A 15,419-nucleotide genomic window follows, 5' to 3' on the forward strand; every position below is an offset into this window, starting at 1 on the left:
CTCAGACACTTGTTCCGCTCACTGCCGGCCATCTGTGGTCACTGCTTTGTTTCGGCACTTCCCGTAGCAGGGGCGCACTCACGGCTTCACCGGGAAAGTCGGAGCAACGGGGTCTAAGGGCACTACGATCCAGAGCCCGGTTTATCGTCTGAGTCGCGGACCTTGTCGTTATCACCCCCGCCGGCTTTCCGCTTTACCTGACGGTTACTGACGGACTGCAGTGTATCTTGCAACTGCGCAAGCGAATATGGCTTTCGCAACGCCGACCATTTGAATTGCCGGGTCTCTTCCTCCGGCAGCGTGTTTCCGGAAGCAAAAATGACCTCGAGGTCCGGTTGCATGGCCGTGGCACGGCGCGCCAATTCCAACCCGGACATGTTGGACATGACGACGTCTGTCAGAAGAACGTCAATGTCACCCGCTTCGAGCTTGTCGATCGCTGCCGCGGCGTTTTCCGCGCGCCGTGCGCCGATTCCCAGGAGCCGGAGCAGCTCACAGAGCGCGTCGAGCGACGCGGGGTCATCGTCTACCGCAAGGACCCGCAATTCTTCGAGACGCCGGACCCGAACATCAGGGTCATCGCCGGATTCGGTCATCGGGTGTTCGATGACCTTGCTATCACTGTCGCCGAGCACCTGCCGCACCTTCATCGCGAGCTGCTGACGGCTGTACGGTTTGCTGAGCAGTTCCACGCCCGGGTCCAGCCGGCCGCCGTGGACGATAGCATTCTGTGTATACCCGGACGTGAAGAGCACTTTGAGTCCAGGGAGCATCTGCGTGGCTTGCCTTGCCATGTCAGGGCTTCGCAACGACCCGGGCATGACCACGTCCGTAAATAACAGATCGATGTGCACTCCGCTCGCGACGACAGCCAGTGCCTGCTCCGCGTCATTGGCCTTTAACACAGCGTAGCCGAGACCGGTAAGAAGCTCGACAACCGTCGACTGGACCTGCGGATCATCCTCGACCACGAGAATGGTCTCTTCGCCATGCTTCACGCTGCCCCTCGTGCGCGGCGGGAATTCGACTGCCGTACCGGTTGAGCGAGGTAAATAGATCCTGACCGTTGTTCCTTCGCCGATCTCGCTGTAGAGCCTGATGTGTCCGCCGCTCTGCCTGACAAACCCATACGCCATGCTCAGTCCAAGGCCAGTACCTTCGCCTTCCGGTTTCGTGCTGAAGAACGGATCGAAGGCGCGCTCCATCACTTCCCGGCTCATGCCGGTCCCCGTGTCTGTAACAGCCAGGATGACATACTGTCCGGCCTTGACGTCAGGTACGGTAGAGACGTATTCGTCATCCAGCGTCGCGTTGGCGAGTTCGAGTGTGAGCTTGCCGCCATCCGGCATTGCATCGCGGGCATTGATCGCCAGATTTAGAATCACGTTTTCCAACTGGTGCGGATCGACGAGGATGTTCCAGAGACCGCCCGCGACAACTGACTCGATTTCAATCGTCTCACCCAGCGCCCGGCGCAAAAGGTCGTCAAGTACGCGAAGCTGGCGCGCAGGATTGATGACGAGGGGCGCCAGTGGTTGCTGACGTCCGTAGGCGAGCAGCTGCGAGGCCAGTTTCGCGCCCCGATCCACTGCGTCGATCGCCTTGCCCAAGCGCTCGGCGCTCCAGTTGTCCCGTCCGTATCTGCTTTCGAGCAGTTCCAAGTTTCCCCTTAGCACCTGCAGGACATTGTTGAAATCGTGTGCCACCCCGCCGGTCAGTTTTCCCAACGCCTCCATCTTCTGCGCCTGGAACAATGCGCGCTGGGTTTGCTCAAGTAGTTCCGAGGCACGCCGACGCTCGGTGATGTCCCGGGTGATCTTCGCAAATCCGACGAGCTCGCCATTCTCGCGGATCGCGTCAATGACGACGTGTGCGAAAAAGCGGCTGCCATCCTTGCGCACGCGCCAACCTTCTGCCTCGAAACGCCCTTCGCGTCTTGCCGTTTCCAGCCCGCGAAACGGTACCCCGGCGCCGACGTCCTCGGGCGTGTAAAACCTGGAAAAATGGGAGCCCAAGATCTCGCTTTCGCTGTATCCCTTGATCCGCCGCGCGCCAGAGTTCCAGCTTGTGACGCGGCCGTCGGGCGACAGCATGAAGATGGCATAGTCGATCACACCCTGAACCAGAAGGCGAAAGCTCCGCTCGCTTTGCAGCACGGCGTCGTGAGCGGCCTTTTTGTCACTGACATCCTGAACGACTTTTCCAAAGCCCAGAAGCTGACCGGCGCTGTCACGCAGTGCTGTCATGACGACATTGGCCCAAAACCTCGTGCCGTCCTTTCGCAGACGCCATCCTTCACTAACATAGCGACCTGAACTGGCCGCAGCTTCGAGTGCGGCCTCGGGCGTGCCGGAGGCGCGTTCGGTCTCCATGTAAAACACGGAGAAGGGCTGGCCTATGATTTCGTCAGCCCTATACCCTTGAATACGTTCGCCTCCCGGGTTCCACGTCATGACAATGCCGTCACGGGAAAGGGCGAAGATGGAGTAGTCGTCAGTGGACCTGGCCCACAGCTGAAGCCAGGTAGAGCTGAAATTCGCGGCGGGTGATGCGTCGTTGCTCATAGCGAAGGGAGTGTGGATGCCTGGACAAAAGCTCGTCAGTTCCGCAATTTTTATGCCGGAGATGGCGCAAACATTGCGCCTAGCCGCGCAGGATGCAGCTTCCACGGCGCATAGCATGAATTTGCCCCCATTTAGGATCTGTGTGACTTGAGAGGAAAAAGGCATGTAAGAAAGTGGACGTTGCAGGCGTCGGCAGAAACGAGTAGGATTAAATCCTACTGAAAGGAGGCTGCCATGAGAACGACGCAGCAGATGAGCATCACTTTGCCCAACGAGATGGCCGAGTTCGTCCGCACAAAAGTTGCAAGCGGCGACTACGCGTCAGACAGCGAGGTGCTGAGAGACGCACTTCGCGCGCTGCGCGAGCGTGATCGTGCCGTTGAAGCGTGGTTGCGAAACGAAGTGATGCCTGCAGCGCGAGCAATTCGAGACGATCCAAGCCGTGCACTGTCAGCCGACCAAGTACGTGCCGAGCTGAAAAAATCTCGCACGAGCCACGAATGAATTGGCGCGTTCAGTTTGCGCCCGAAGCGCTCGAACAACTGCGGAGACTTGAAAAGCGCATCGCAAACGCGGGCGCTCCGATGGCGGCCGAACGATACGTTGATTCGATTGTGGATTTCTGCATGAAGCTCGAGACGTTTGCAGCGCGAGGTGTCGCACGCGACGATTTGCTGCCTGGACTTCGGATCACTCATTTCCGCAAGCGCGCGATCATCGCCTATCTGTTGGAGACGGAGGTCGTCTCGATCGTGGGCGTCTTCTACGGCGGCCAAGACTATGAGGCGGCGCTAGCGCCGGATGACGAGTAGAACGTTGCCATGCGGCGAGTACAGCCGGCGCCAAAGCGTCAGACGAGGCGGTACACTTGACATAATAATAATTATCGCATTTCAGTAAATGGCTAACTCCTAGTTGGTGTCACAAGCTTTCGCATCCTAAAGGGTTGGCGTCACGGTTGCGCCCATCTCGGCCAGCAACTCGACGATCAGATGCTCATAGTGCTCAATGTGACGGGACCGCTTCAAATCGACGATGGGCGCTGACATCCGGTCGCCAAACAGCATCACGGCCATTGACTGGTTGTCCTGCTTGGACATCCACATCAGCCCTTGCGCCTCGGGCATGTTTTGCCATACCCATAGCGCCCATTCACGTGTGCGCGGATAGTCGGTCTTGTCGCCATCAAACAGATCCGATGGCGCCAGGCCCGGTCCACGCAATCCCGTTGCCGTCAGATTTGCCAGTTTCAGGTCCGCCAACCCGATTTGGCTCAGATGCAAAGAAGAAGCGAGATCCCTCTCCAGGTCGTGCTGATAGCCGGCAGACGGCGTCGGCACGTCATGCAGAACCACTTCCATGATCGCCCCTCGCTCAGATGCGGCGGCATAGATCGTCGGAATGACTGGCCCATCGTCCGGTCGATGCAGAGGACTAAAACGCGCGTTGCCAAGACCGGAATCGTTGAACGCGTCCGGCGCGTAGTTGCCTGTCGTCGAGTCGAGCGGATGAACACGGAACCACGTACCAGTCGAGACCTTGCTGAGTGTGAGTGGAGACGCCGGCGGCGGGAACACCGAACTAACCATGCACCGCCCCGACAACATGATCCTTCGCCGCTTCGATTACCGCTTGCGGGTTCGTTGCGAGAACCTCGCGCGGGCGCTTGCCGCGGAGCATACTGTTCGTCGACTCGAACCAAGACGCGATTCGAAACGGCCGGTAGCCCTTGAAAATCTCTAGGATCTGCACGACTTCGGGAATCGGGTTGCCGAGCTCGTCGAAGGCATACTTTGGATAAAGCGTCTGGCCGGCGCGTTCAATCGAAAAAATCTTGCCCTCGCGCTTCCACCGACTCGTCACGGCATGCTGATTCGTCGCGTCAGGATTTTGCCGCTCGCCGACCCTCTGCGCAGTCAACCACGTCGTCCCGTTGAGTACAGCTTTTACCGCCTTCGCTTCCAATTCTGCCCGCGAGTCAGTCAACAGCGTGACCGGGGACGCGTCGACCAGTCCCTGCAACACAAGCCCTTCCTGCTCACTGACGCTCAGCCGAACTTGGCGTGTCATCTCGACCTTCGCTGCCGGCGTGAAATCCGCTGCCTGGATCTTGTCGATGAGCATGGTCGCGGCCGCTCGAGTGGCGTCCAGCGCCATAACGTAGCGACCGATATCGCTGGCGACCGCCTGGATAGTACTCCCCAGCGGCGACACCAACGCAATGTGCGCGGCGGCCGCACCCTTCGGACCCGCCGATTGTGCCTTGGCCATGTTCGTCCTCAAATTAGGATTGTGATGGTTTCTATATATATCACAATTCTCACGTTTCAAGGGATTGAGACATGGAGCATCGGGATCTCTCCTTCTACCAGCAACGAGGGGACGGCAGCGTGCGGCGTAGTAGTGAGGAGCCCTCGTCACGATATATCGTTTCACGCCAATGTTCGTTGCTAAGGCAAACGTTTCCCGTGAAACTAATGCGATTTCGACCCCAAAATAAAGGGTGGCCGCATGACGCGTGCCTAAGGCTGCGACTTCTCGCGCTACCAGGCGTCGACGCGCTTCACGACCCGCCTTTGGCCCGTAGAGACGTGACATATTGCTTGGCCGCTTCGTTGCCGTGCACAAGCGCCCGTAGCGCAAGAGCCAGGGCCAACTGCGTCTCATGAGCCACTGCGCTGCGATCGGCATCGAAAAGTTTGACCGCGTGCCGGAGATGCTGTGCGGCCTGAGTATGGAGTGCCGACGCCGCTCCATGATGTTGTGCAGCCGTCAGGTCACTTTCAACGGAGCCTGCCGCCGACGGAGCGCTAGCATGCTTGGCAGCGACATGAACCTCGTCGATGGCATGCTGGGCGTGGCCGTGCGCCAGCACTGCCAGATAGGCAGCATGCTCGTAATTCTTGGCGGCCTCGTAATACTGCGAGGCCTCCCGGTGAAACAGCGCTGCCTGCTCGTGATGCGATGCTGCAGCCTCGAGATGCCCTACTTTGCTTGGCTTGGTGGTCGTGACGGCCCGCTCCACAGGCATCCCTTCAAAAACGATCGGTTCCATGCGACCTGCATGTGCGGGAATCTCTCAGGAATTTATGGATTGACTCGAAAGGCGTCTTGTCATGTGGCGCGCTCTAAGAGCGCCCGGGACAGTTCGAGGATCGGTTTAACTGCCATGGAAGCCCTTCGCTCCGCACTTCGTAGAACACGTGATGCCCCTCGACCGTCCCGGCAGGTTGCAGAAAAACCTCCCAACCGACCGCGCTCCGACAGGTGGGCATTTGGGCGCTACTGTGAACTACCCCGCGCGAAGGACGACCGGAAGGGTGAAGGCCGGCTACGACGGGTATCTCGAAGGATTTGAGGAGTTGCTAGCAGTCACTCGCCCGCACTACAGGCCGGACGACGTTACCGATCATCTCCTTGGGGCGCGATGCCCTGGGAGCTACTGAAGCAGCGCACGCCGATTCGCCTTCCAGGAACGATTATGGAAATCACTGAGCAACTCGCCGGCGACAGTCTGCCTTCAGTACCCCGTATCGGGTCACTGCACTCGGTTTTTTTTTCTAGCTTGCGCTGCAGCTCTCCCAACTTTGGACCTCATTTCTTCCGTCTCTTGCGAAGGTAGAAAAAGCTGCTTTTTGAATTCGTCGGTCGTCAGCATTAAGCGAATTAGTGCTCCCCTATTGGCAGCGTGAAAGTGCCCGAGCAAGCGACTGACGTATTTTCTAACAGTTGTGCCTGCGATTCCCATGGTATTTGCGATGGCTTTATCTGGTAACCCCTCTACGAGCCAGACGAGCGTTTCGTACTCTCTCTGAGCAAGCCCGAGCGCGCCGGCGCCATGTAGCGGCATATCGCGAAAAACACAGCCTAGTAGAAGTTCTCGATTTTCTCCTAAGACTTCTCTTTGTTTAACTAGCGCGTCGTAGTTAATGCTGTCTATCGCCAACTCATACGGCATCGCAACCGGACCTCTATTCATTTGCGACACGGTATAGAAAACACCCCCCGCCTCGATGGCGGCAAGCATGGCGGAGAGTGTCATGACTGGTTTCGTTTTCGGGAGATATCCAGACGCTCCAAGCTCAATGCATTTTCTGGCTATTTCAACGCTTGGCGCATCCGACATCATAACGACCGGTACTCCCAAGTTTTTCAGCTCTACAAGCGCACTTAAATCACCTCCGTCCGGCAGGCCGACGTCCACGAACGCAACATCGATCTTCGAGTTAAGAACATGCTTCATTCCCTCTTTAAAAGACGACTCCTGAAGTACCTCAGCGTGATGTTGCTGCTCGAGCAGAAGTTGGAATCCTGCTTGGAATAGGCGGTGATCATCCAGCACGAGTACGCGCATGTCTGTTTGGCCTCCATTTATGAACCTCAATACCCGGCTAAAGTTGCTCAAGCAACAGGGCGAACCCAGCCTGAATTAGCTAGTGGTCGTCTAGGACTATTGCGCGCCTCGTCTTCGTCCGTAAGGCACTGCAAGCAGGATAGCAGGTCGTCCGGGGCCTTCGCACCTCTTTAACGACTCGCATTGCCGTTGCGCGCGCACCACCGCCGCGCGCTACGCGTCGCGTCTGTCATTCGCCACTACAAATGTGGGTACGACAGCTACCTCATTTAGGGTACTGCACCTGTGGATTCCCCCGAGTTTCGCGCTCAATAAAAATGGCCTCACTGACACCACTAGTCGAGGTCGAGATGGACGCGAAATTATGCACTTCGCTGCGAGCGCAATTAGAAAAATGGCTTGCACTCGACAGCCGCTTACAACCCTTCGCGGTGGAGCGAGGATATTGCCATGCGAGTCGTTACCAGTACGTTTGTATCAAGTGCCGCGTCGGAGACACCGCACGAACAATTTTCTTTTTCCGGCATGCGCGAAGCGTTTGGAGCCTGATTCCGCCAAGCCCGCCGAACCGGGTCTAAGCGGTATGACGTCAGTGTAGTAGGAAAATCTAACCTCAGGAGGCTTATAAATTAACGAGCAGTTCGCACGTACCCTGCGTTTCACCGCTAGAAGTATTTCAAATCGGTAAAGTAAAAGTTCAGTTTTACTGAAAAGTTTGACATCCAATTGGAGTCGGATATGGCAACTCAAGCAAAGGGCTTTAAATTCAAGACGTTTCTCGATGTAGTCTTCGACGACGCGAAAGAAAAGACTAAAGGGACGCCGCGTCCTTTAGGAGTTTACCTTCCCGTAGCAATTACGACGATGGATGGAAAAAACAGGCTCGTTTCTTACATGGATGGAGAGCTGATTTACGATGCAGCGTCAGAAACATTTGGGAACGGGCTGAGACAATTCTTTAGCGACCGTACCTACAATCTTCCCAACGATGGGCCGTTCGTCGGCCCCTCGGAACCGTTTGATCCGACGCGGCTCGATACTTCGGCCATCGGACTTGCTCGTGTAAGTGGGACTGAGGCAAGGCTCACTATGAATGGAGGTTCGCTCGACATGACCCTCCAGGCAGGTTCCCTCGTTGGACACGGTGGAGACATTGTTGTGGTACTTGCCTTCGGGAAGATTTCGGTGGCGGAAGGCCCTGCCTAATCCGGCGGCACAAGGGTCCGGTAGAGTCGAGATGTGGGGCGGGAGCGGTAGGTTCGGTTTGTCCGTTTCTTGCTGTTTCGTACGGCAGTGCACGAAGAACCCAACCCTCCCCGTTTCCACATCCGCTCGGTCGAACCGGACATGTAGATCTCCCGTCTGGCTCTCGGAGAAGGCGTAACGCCTTCGTACGCGGGATCGGTCAGAGACGACGTCAAAGCGCCCGCAAAAAGAAAAACCGGCACAAGGCCGGTTTGAGTTGCTGCGAGCTATACTTCACTAATATGTCCCTTACCTCTGGGCCCAGTCGAACGACTGGTGTTCCATGTGAGGGATTTCTCTTTACGCGGCTTCGGTCGACTCCGTCTTGAAATGCCCGCACGCGGCCCGCTGAACAGCAGAGTAAACACGAGCCACGTCGGCGTATTCGCTGTCCACCTTCTGCTCGATGGCACGCTTACCACCATGGTACGTCGACCAGTTTTGACGGCGCGTCTCGCCCAGTTCGTCGATACGTTGCTTGGCGTGCAGACCTGCCTGATGTTCTTTGAGCAACCGAATCTGCTCGTCGATAGCACGACGTTCCGCCGTCGCCGCATTCAGCGCGCGTTCGTGTGCAGTATTAGCCTGGTCCGCAGCCATTTTCTCCGAACCTTTGTCGAAGGCTGCCAGCGCACCATCCATTGCCGTACGGTATTGCTTTCGGCGCTGGTTGTACGCCCGATCGCGAGCTTTGAACACTTCCCGATTCGCGGCCTTCTCTTCGTCCGTCTGCGCGGCGCCAATTGTTCTGTCCGGTCGGCCACAGTAGTTGACGCCATACATCCGTCAGTTTCTTGCCCATTTGTTTCCTCTTTTGTGTAATCCGGCGGCAATGCCGTACCTCGTATAGCGAGCGCAGCCACGGCATACGGCGTCGCGCGCGAGGCCGGGCTCTTGGCGACGGGCAAGATAAATGGCAGCGCGGCAGGCGATGCTGATCCCGTACCAGGTGAGGCCGTCCGAGATCCGCTACCCGGCGAAGAGTTGCTTTTACGCTGGCGTGTACTTTCTGCATCTCGAAAAATGCCCGTTGATACGCAACCTGAGCGCCGCCGAGATGCTCGAGCTTATCCAGACGTGCTTTGACGCGGAGCCGCCTGACGGCCGCGCGGTCGAGCTGTCATTCACCGGCGAAGGCGAGCCGCTCGTCAACTGGCGGAACACCACGGCGTGCGCAGAAGAGGCGGCCCGTCGCTTTCCGGGCGCGATCACCTCGATCCGTTACTGCTTTTCTGGTATCGGCGCGGCTCAACTGCTATCCCGCGCGCGGCATAGCCATCTTCCAGTGCGGCTGCAACTCTCGCTTCATGCGGCCCGCCAGGATGTGCGTGACCGGCTCATTCCGCGCAGTGCGCCCCTGACCGACATTCTCGCTGCGTTGCGCGCGCACGAAGGCCAGTTCTCCGCGATCGAGCTGAATGTGGTGTTGCAGGAAGGCGTCAATGACTCGGACGACGATCTGGAGGCGCTGATGGCATGGGGAGACCCGAATTGGCCTGTGGTCTTCAATCCGCTGCTCGCCGACGGGAAGGAGGTGGTGGCGCGGGCTACTGCCCGGTTTGCCGACAGCCTCAGCGCGGCCGAGCGCATCGTCAAGGTCTATTCGAGCATTGGCTCGCTCATCAGCCGGCAACGCGTCTACCCGCTGATGTCTGCAACAATTCTGTCACGCACTCTTCCGGCCTAGTACGGGAAGATAAGTTGCGGCGGACACTCGGCGGAATTAACGGTCGCGCTGCGTTGCAGCGCAGAGCAGCTCTACGACGAAGTCGGCGCGGCAGGGTGATTCCGGCGGCGGCACGATGGTAGGCTCCGAGCCACCCGATCCGAACAGCGCCAAATCATTAAGCGTTACATCTGCGAGTGCAAGCAAGACTACGCAGCGGGTGTGTTCGTAGTGCCCGTTCTTACATCTCTCTTTCTTTTGTGCGCAATCGCACATACCTCACCGCTAAGGATTACCTTTCAATACGGCGCCACCTATCCTACGTTCCACGCCACACTGCAATCAGCACGCAAGCGAGCGACAAGGTTCCACACTTCGATACGACGCTGACCGCCAGTCATATATCGGCCGGAACTCGACCGGTAATGCCCCTTACGCGACTCACTAAGCGGAACTCGTACGCACCAATCGCGGGTCCAGTCCGAAATACCAAGACTGTGGACTCCGGCAGAGTTATTTGTTCGCATTTAATGGAATCCCATCGGGTCGTCAGTCATCCGACCGCACAGCCTGAGAGGCGTATTCCGAGGATGGACCGACTTTGAATGAGCTCGGACAGGAGACGGATATGGCCACAGCACGCGAATCAACGTTCCTCGGCGATATGTACGCCCGGTGGACCTTAGACAGCTTAGTAGAAATTGCTCACGCTATTGCTATCGACTATTTCGCAAGTCCCGAGTTTTATCAAGGGGACGACGTACCGGATGAAATTCTAGACTTTTGGTTGTCATATGGCTCATTGAAGGATTTTCCTAACAAGGATCAGCGGCGTATTCTGGCTGCGGCCATCTTTGGTGAGTCTGACGGCTATCCGACCCCAACCGGGGTGACGAGTTCCAACGATAAATTTCATCAGGGCCGCGATACCTTGTTCAAGGCATGCATCGCTGCGCAAACTGCCACCTCCGCGCAATCTCAGGCCGGCCTGGATTTTCCAGTTACCACCGCGTTGCCCAGTCTTCGGAGCTACCTCGACGGCTTCGCCGGGAAGGCGGCGGCAACCTCTTACGAGCAACTTAAAACCGTGTCCGACGTGGCATTCGCCATCTTGCGATCTGATACAGTCTCGTCGCGCTTTATCAACGTTCACCCTCCAATTTCGAACGAATGGCCGTTACAAAAGAGCGATGCGAATGGCGACAAATTAATCCCTGAATGTATTGCCCGACTCAAGATAGATGGCATCGATTTGAAGATGCCGTTTCCCGACTTGCGAGCACTTGCGCAACACGGTGAACAGGCGTTGGAGGCAATTGTCGGGCCATCCAGAGAATTGAAAGAGGTAATTCAAAAGACCTACGCGTGGGCAATGTTCACCGGCAGCTATTCGCCTTACACAGTTCTATAGCAGCTGCAGCCAAGCAATAGCGCACGCTTAGGGGACGCCATGGCATTGCGAAATGATAGCGGCATGAAGGGCCCGATGAGTGCGATCACGGCTCCGGGGGGCATGACCGTGAGCAGCTTCGGGATAATGCCCGCTCGGACGAACTCCAACTTCCAGAGTTCCGTCCGGGACTTGGGTATCGACGACTCGGACGAGCTCCCGCTCTTTTCGTTGCCGCAGGAACAGATCAGCATCTTCGCGCGCTCAGCCGAATCGAGCACGCCGCTAGTCGACCTGCCTCTTTATGCCATCGCCCGGCTTGGCTTAGTCCTGCCGCCGGAACCCCTGTGGGAGCGAGCTCGCGCCGATACGTCGTCAGGGCAGGATGCGGCAGTCGAGGCATTCGTCGATTATCCGCTGGGCCTTCTGGGAACGGATCACGCGGGCTACGCTTCGTTCGATTTGACGGTCCTGCGCAGTGCGTCAACGATCGACGCGTTCACAGCACGACAATTTGATCTTGGCATAGACACGACATACGCTGGCCCTGTGGGCCTGCGCAACCTCCTGGTGATCCCGTTCGCCGACCCGTCCCTTGCTTTCGACGCACTGGTGACGGGTGAGCTAGCCCCGACGTTCATCGCGCTTAGAATCGCGCTAACCGCGGCGCAACTCGCCGGACGTCAGTTTGGCCGGCCAATGGTCGCGATGCAGAATCCGAACATTCTGGACTGGCGGCTATCGCCCGGCTCGTTCACGCTGTCTGGCTCGGTCCTTGTGGGAGAAGAAGGGTGCGAGACCCTCCTTCCGTCAAACCTCGCTACGCAGCACTTCCGGTTCCGCCAGGTCGCGCGTCGGGCAGGCGTTATGACAAGGCGAACCGACAACGAGCCCCGTACAGCGATTCAGAGCGGTAACGTCCTCGAATATGCGTCGGAATGGTTCCCGGTCGGGCACTCCCTCGGTCAGTTGATATACAGCCTTCCACTGGCGCCGGGCGAAGTGGTCAAACTCGCCATAGTCGACTGGTCGCGTTCAGACACCGCGAGCCGGACCGAAGACACAGGGTTCAGCGAATCGCTGACGCATGACCAAGTACGTGACCGGTCACTCAATGAGACAGTTCATGCTGCATTGACGGAGTTGCAAGAAGGACACTCGTTTATGGCGGGCGCAGCCCTCAGCATCGCAGGTGCCTATAGCGGCGTGGCGGCAGGGCTGACCGGGGCAATCGGAGGGAGCAGTTCCAGTAGCGGAGGAACGAGGAATCTCGTGGCGGATACGACGCAAAATATCGTCGACGCATTCCATCAGGCATCGACCGCGCTTCGCGAGCTGAGGTCAACGGTCGTCGTCCAATCGGCACAGGCCGAAAAGACCGACTTGAAGACAAGGGTGGTAGCGAACTACAACCATTCCCACGCGTTGACGATGCTTTATTACGAGGTGCTTCGGCACTATCGGGTCGTGACCCGACTTGCGTCAAATCCGCCACGGCCCGCGTTGTTGGTCGACTACACGAACCAGTTCAAGTCGTTCTCCAGCCCACGTGACGTAATTCCACGTCGAGCCATCCTGGAATCCGCCCTGCTGGACGACCGACTGCTTCCTTGTTTCGACGCGATGGAACGTTTGTATGCGCTGACGAATGATCCCCCGGTGGCGGCGCCGGTTCCCGGTAATATCAAGTTCACCATGTTTCAGTTTAAGTTCTGGACAACATCCCCCGGGGGCAGGACCGGTAAATGCCAGGTCACATGCAAGATCCGCGACCCTAGCAACGCAGTCGGTACAACCGAGACTGTTCTTAGGGGGCCCGACGGGATAAGTGATCAAATCGCGGATCATGCTCGCTTCAATGATATCGACGCCCATTTCCTTGGCCAGGGCGTGCCAGCTACCGGTCCGATCGAATGGAGCAAGGTTGGCTTTATATCCCTGCACTTTACGCCAGAGCAGGCAGATCCAAACGCCAGCGCGGGTAACCAGTATCATACGACTGTGGGGTCCGTCGACGTCACGGCAATCGACGAAGGCGGCAAAGAATATTTTCTCGGGCACACCGAGGGGTTATATTTTACTGAGAATACGACAGAAGCAAATCGGAACGTAATTGTTTCTGCCAATCGACCTCCAGCCCCCGAAACCCCTCCGTCGCCTAGGATGAGACTTACGGAGGGGGAACGTTCGTGCGTCGATCGCTTATACAGTCATCTCCAGCTAAATCAGTACCACTACAACCGAGCGGTGTGGCTGAACGAAGACCCGAACGAACGGGCTATGCGCTTCACCGTCTGGACGCTCAATAATGTTCCTCTTCTCGACCTGATCGAGAATCGCGCGCTCGAAGTCTCGGGAACCTACGTCGCGTTTCCAATGAACGCTCGCGACCAGATGCAAGCAGTCGTGAATCAACTCTTTGACAGCCCTCCTGAACCGGATCCGGAGGACATGTTCATCGAGCAACTTCTAACTCTTCCGACGCGGGGAGTCTTCGGCGAAGCGAAGCTCGGGCACTGCAACGCCAGCGAGATCATCGACAACACCCGTTACTGGGACTGGCAAACGTCCCCCATCGAGTTCGCACCTTCAGACATTCAGCCTCTGGACTCCAGTTCGCGCGCGCAAACGCCGACCGGGCTTACGCCTACCCCGTTCCCGCAAAGCACGGTGAACATTGTCAATCCGGGTTCATTACCCGACCCGACCGGAATGGCCAGCGCGCTAAAGGTACTCAGTACACCGGGTATATTCCGCGACCAGTCTGGGCTACAAGAAACCGGTACGATGCTCGGCAAACTTTCTGACAACGCGACGACACTCGCTTCTCAGGCACTTCAAGGGCAAAATCGTAAGGCCTTGATGGACGATATCAATAACAGCAGTCTCACGCCGGCCCAAAAGACAGATCTCATTGGAAAGCTTCTTTCCGGACAGGTCGCTCAACAGACCAAGCCCGCGTCACCTTCAGGTGCTGCGTCGGCGCCTGCAGCCGGAGCCGGCATGACGGGAACTGGCACCACGACCGTCGGCGGTGGCTCCGGCACGCCTTCCGGAGTTGGCTCTCCCCCAGCAAGCCTGGGCCGCACCGCTGACGACCTTAATCAGCGGGCGCAAAGCCTCAAAAGCATGGTCGGCTACGCCAACCCGGACGCGCTGAAAAGCGCCTCGGACTCGTTGGCGCAGCAACTGGCCGCACCGGGAGATACCGGTGCACCGGGAGCCGACGTAAACGCCGAGAACGTCGCCAGCATCTCAGACGTTGCGGCATGGGCCGATTTGTTGAATTTCGTCCCACCCGCCCCGATCCAGCAGGGATTACAGGCCCGAGGTATGAGTGTTCAGCGTATCCAGGATGCATATGGCCCGGTCAACGTCGATTTTTACCCTGTCCGAATCACAAAGATGCCAAGCCTGAACTCCACAATACCGATGTCGCCAAAAGAACTGCTGGACCACATCCGCCTCAACATCAATAAATTTGTGGACACCACGGTTTCAGACTTTCAACCCCTCGAACCTAATATCGACGGTCCAGTATGGAACTCACCAACCGCGCTTGGCGCGGTGGTCGATGTCGCGATGAAGGTAGCATCACCCATCGGCATCGTTACGGCGGACCGCGGAGCAGTTGTCGTCTCCGCGTTTGCGACGGACCATTGGACATTCACGACGATAGAAACCGCCTTTAGCCAGGACGCAAAGCACCCCGTGAGCGGCAACCGAGAGTTCGGATTCAAGGCAATCGGAAGCGATATCGTCTTTTATACGCGTGGCGTCGACCGGGCGACAAGTCTCATTGACTCGCTGGGAGACTTCTTGGTATTTACGAAAGCCGACGACCTCTGGAAAAGCTTCCAGGCCGCCATCTTTGATTTTGTGCAACAGCATGCCGGAACTGCGGAGGTGCCTATCCCATACAGCCATCGCTATGAATGGTTGCCCATCCAGCTGCTTTACTTCAAACCTCAAACGGTTACCGCATAAAGAGAAGACAGCGCGCCGGCCTCATGAAAAATGCCCTCACGAATGAGGGCATCAGAGAGGCAACAAAACAGCCTTATAGCTCAAACAGCCGAGTCTGTGTAAGCGCGTTCCGGGTAATCGTACGCATGGATCTCGGCGTAGCAGCGTTGACGATCTGCCTCGCCTGGCTGGGCGACCGGAAACGCGAGGCACACGTCCCGGAGCGTGCTCACC

13 protein-coding genes are annotated in these 15,419 nt (G+C 57.5%); 7 read left to right on the forward strand and 6 right to left on the reverse strand.

What is annotated here, in order from left to right; genetic code table 11:
• Positions 1-122: 122 nt before the first annotated feature.
• Positions 123-2,564: a hybrid sensor histidine kinase/response regulator gene (locus PQR08_RS29225; RefSeq protein ID WP_408163191.1), complete on the reverse strand. Its 2,442-nt coding sequence runs from the start codon at positions 2,562-2,564 to the stop codon at positions 123-125.
• Positions 2,565-2,798: 234 nt separating this feature from the next.
• Between PQR08_RS29225 and PQR08_RS29230 the strand changes: the two genes are divergently transcribed.
• Together PQR08_RS29230 and PQR08_RS29235 are read left to right on the forward strand one after the other, a co-directional pair.
• Entirely contained in the window at positions 2,799-3,068 is a 270-nt protein-coding gene (locus PQR08_RS29230; protein ID WP_408163193.1) for a type II toxin-antitoxin system ParD family antitoxin, read from the forward strand.
• A complete protein-coding gene (locus PQR08_RS29235; RefSeq protein WP_408163194.1) occupies positions 3,065-3,376 on the forward strand; it encodes a type II toxin-antitoxin system RelE/ParE family toxin in 312 nt (103 codons plus the stop codon). Before PQR08_RS29230 ends, PQR08_RS29235 begins: the two co-directional genes overlap by 4 nt.
• A gap of 126 nt (positions 3,377-3,502) precedes the next feature.
• Here PQR08_RS29235 and PQR08_RS29240 read toward each other — a convergent pair whose 3' ends face one another.
• The 4 genes from PQR08_RS29240 to PQR08_RS29255 form a co-directional block, all read right to left on the reverse strand.
• Complete coding sequence (locus PQR08_RS29240) at positions 3,503-4,153, reverse strand: RES family NAD+ phosphorylase (protein ID WP_408163196.1); 651 nt, start codon at positions 4,151-4,153, stop codon at positions 3,503-3,505.
• The gene (locus tag PQR08_RS29245; RefSeq protein WP_408163198.1) at positions 4,146-4,835 is read right to left on the reverse strand and encodes a hypothetical protein; all 690 of its coding nucleotides are present in this window, start codon (positions 4,833-4,835) and stop codon (positions 4,146-4,148) included. The genes PQR08_RS29240 and PQR08_RS29245 overlap by 8 nt, the downstream gene beginning before the upstream one ends.
• Before the next feature lie 292 nt (positions 4,836-5,127).
• On the reverse strand, positions 5,128-5,619 hold the full coding sequence (locus PQR08_RS29250; RefSeq protein ID WP_408163199.1) for a hypothetical protein: 492 nt from the start codon (positions 5,617-5,619) through the stop codon (positions 5,128-5,130).
• A 483-nt stretch (positions 5,620-6,102) separates the two neighbouring features.
• Positions 6,103-6,918: a response regulator gene (locus PQR08_RS29255; protein ID WP_408163201.1), complete on the reverse strand. Its 816-nt coding sequence runs from the start codon at positions 6,916-6,918 to the stop codon at positions 6,103-6,105.
• A 738-nt stretch (positions 6,919-7,656) separates the two neighbouring features.
• Between PQR08_RS29255 and PQR08_RS29260 the strand changes: the two genes are divergently transcribed.
• Entirely contained in the window at positions 7,657-8,124 is a 468-nt protein-coding gene (locus tag PQR08_RS29260; protein WP_408163203.1) for a hypothetical protein, read from the forward strand.
• A 339-nt stretch (positions 8,125-8,463) separates the two neighbouring features.
• On the opposite strand, the gene PQR08_RS29265 is transcribed toward PQR08_RS29260, so the two are convergent.
• A complete protein-coding gene (locus PQR08_RS29265) occupies positions 8,464-8,946 on the reverse strand; it encodes a hypothetical protein (RefSeq protein WP_408163204.1) in 483 nt (160 codons plus the stop codon).
• A gap of 130 nt (positions 8,947-9,076) precedes the next feature.
• Here PQR08_RS29265 and PQR08_RS29270 point away from each other — a divergent pair, with 130 nt between their 5' ends.
• The 4 genes from PQR08_RS29270 to PQR08_RS29285 all read left to right on the forward strand — a co-directional run.
• The gene (locus PQR08_RS29270; RefSeq protein WP_408163206.1) at positions 9,077-9,850 is read left to right on the forward strand and encodes a radical SAM family protein; all 774 of its coding nucleotides are present in this window, start codon (positions 9,077-9,079) and stop codon (positions 9,848-9,850) included.
• Between the two features lie 607 nt (positions 9,851-10,457).
• The gene (locus tag PQR08_RS29275) at positions 10,458-11,240 is read left to right on the forward strand and encodes a hypothetical protein (protein ID WP_408163207.1); all 783 of its coding nucleotides are present in this window, start codon (positions 10,458-10,460) and stop codon (positions 11,238-11,240) included.
• A gap of 75 nt (positions 11,241-11,315) precedes the next feature.
• Positions 11,316-15,206 (forward strand): hypothetical protein, encoded by a 3,891-nt coding sequence (locus tag PQR08_RS29280; protein ID WP_408163209.1) that lies wholly within the window; start codon positions 11,316-11,318, stop codon positions 15,204-15,206.
• A gap of 23 nt (positions 15,207-15,229) precedes the next feature.
• A partial coding sequence (locus tag PQR08_RS29285) for a hypothetical protein (RefSeq protein WP_408163211.1) occupies positions 15,230-15,419 on the forward strand: 190 nt, incomplete at its 3' end.

This window comes from Caballeronia jiangsuensis (genome assembly GCF_046030135.1).
Classification (GTDB): Bacteria; Pseudomonadota; Gammaproteobacteria; order Burkholderiales; family Burkholderiaceae; genus Caballeronia; species Caballeronia jiangsuensis.

Bases quoted from the DNA above. Each gene is read 5' to 3' on its own strand.
- PQR08_RS29225 (WP_408163191.1), bottom strand. From the start codon at position 2,564: ATGAGCAACGACGCATCACCCGCCGCGAATTTCAGCTCTACCTGGCTT.
- PQR08_RS29230 (WP_408163193.1), top strand. From the start codon at position 2,799: ATGAGAACGACGCAGCAGATGAGCATCACTTTGCCCAACGAGATGGCC.
- PQR08_RS29235 (WP_408163194.1), top strand. From the start codon at position 3,065: ATGAATTGGCGCGTTCAGTTTGCGCCCGAAGCGCTCGAACAACTGCGG.
- PQR08_RS29240 (WP_408163196.1), bottom strand. From the start codon at position 4,153: ATGGTTAGTTCGGTGTTCCCGCCGCCGGCGTCTCCACTCACACTCAGC.
- PQR08_RS29245 (WP_408163198.1), bottom strand. From the start codon at position 4,835: ATGGCCAAGGCACAATCGGCGGGTCCGAAGGGTGCGGCCGCCGCGCAC.
- PQR08_RS29250 (WP_408163199.1), bottom strand. From the start codon at position 5,619: ATGGAACCGATCGTTTTTGAAGGGATGCCTGTGGAGCGGGCCGTCACG.
- PQR08_RS29255 (WP_408163201.1), bottom strand. From the start codon at position 6,918: ATGCGCGTACTCGTGCTGGATGATCACCGCCTATTCCAAGCAGGATTC.
- PQR08_RS29260 (WP_408163203.1), top strand. From the start codon at position 7,657: ATGGCAACTCAAGCAAAGGGCTTTAAATTCAAGACGTTTCTCGATGTA.
- PQR08_RS29265 (WP_408163204.1), bottom strand. From the start codon at position 8,946: ATGTATGGCGTCAACTACTGTGGCCGACCGGACAGAACAATTGGCGCC.
- PQR08_RS29270 (WP_408163206.1), top strand. From the start codon at position 9,077: ATGGCAGCGCGGCAGGCGATGCTGATCCCGTACCAGGTGAGGCCGTCC.
- PQR08_RS29275 (WP_408163207.1), top strand. From the start codon at position 10,458: ATGGCCACAGCACGCGAATCAACGTTCCTCGGCGATATGTACGCCCGG.
- PQR08_RS29280 (WP_408163209.1), top strand. From the start codon at position 11,316: ATGAGTGCGATCACGGCTCCGGGGGGCATGACCGTGAGCAGCTTCGGG.